Source organism: Paenibacillus sp. GCM10027630, from assembly GCF_042676305.1.
GTDB lineage: Bacteria > Bacillota > Bacilli > Paenibacillales > NBRC-103111 > Paenibacillus_S.
In genome coordinates, this window is the sequence record NZ_JBHTGY010000065.1 from 1 (window position 1) to 677 (window position 677).

Genomic DNA, 677 nt, shown 5'->3' on the forward strand with positions numbered 1-677 from the left:
CCGGTATGAGGACAGTGTCAGGCGGGCAGTTTGACTGGGGCGGTCGCCTCCTAAAATGTAACGGAGGCGCCCCAAGGTTCCCTCAGAATGGTTGGAAATCATTCGAAGAGTGCAAAGGCATAAGGGAGCTTGACTGCGAGACGTACAGGTCGAGCAGGGACGAAAGTCGGGCTTAGTGATCCGGTGGTACCGAATGGAAGGGCCATCGCTCAACGGATAAAAGCTACCCTGGGGATAACAGGCTTATCTCCCCCAAGAGTCCACATCGACGGGGAGGTTTGGCACCTCGATGTCGGCTCATCGCATCCTGGGGCTGAAGTAGGTCCCAAGGGTTGGGCTGTTCGCCCATTAAAGCGGTACGCGAGCTGGGTTCAGAACGTCGTGAGACAGTTCGGTCCCTATCTGTCGTGGGCGTAGGAAATTTGAGAGGAGCTGTCCTTAGTACGAGAGGACCGGGATGGACGTACCGCTGGTGTACCAGTTGTTCCGCCAGGAGCACGGCTGGATAGCTACGTACGGAAGGGATAAGCGCTGAAAGCATCTAAGCGTGAAGCCCCCCTCAAGATGAGATTTCCCAGTATGTAAGACCCCTTGAAGACGACGAGGTTGATAGGTTCGGGGTGGAAGTGCCGCAAGGTATGGAGCTGACGAATACTAATCGGTCGAGGGCTTATCCA

1 rRNA gene is annotated in these 677 nt (G+C 55.7%); it reads left to right on the forward strand.

The annotated features are described in order from the left end of the window. A 23S ribosomal RNA gene (locus ACFQ0C_RS31635) occupies positions 1 to 677 on the forward strand; the annotation flags it as partial.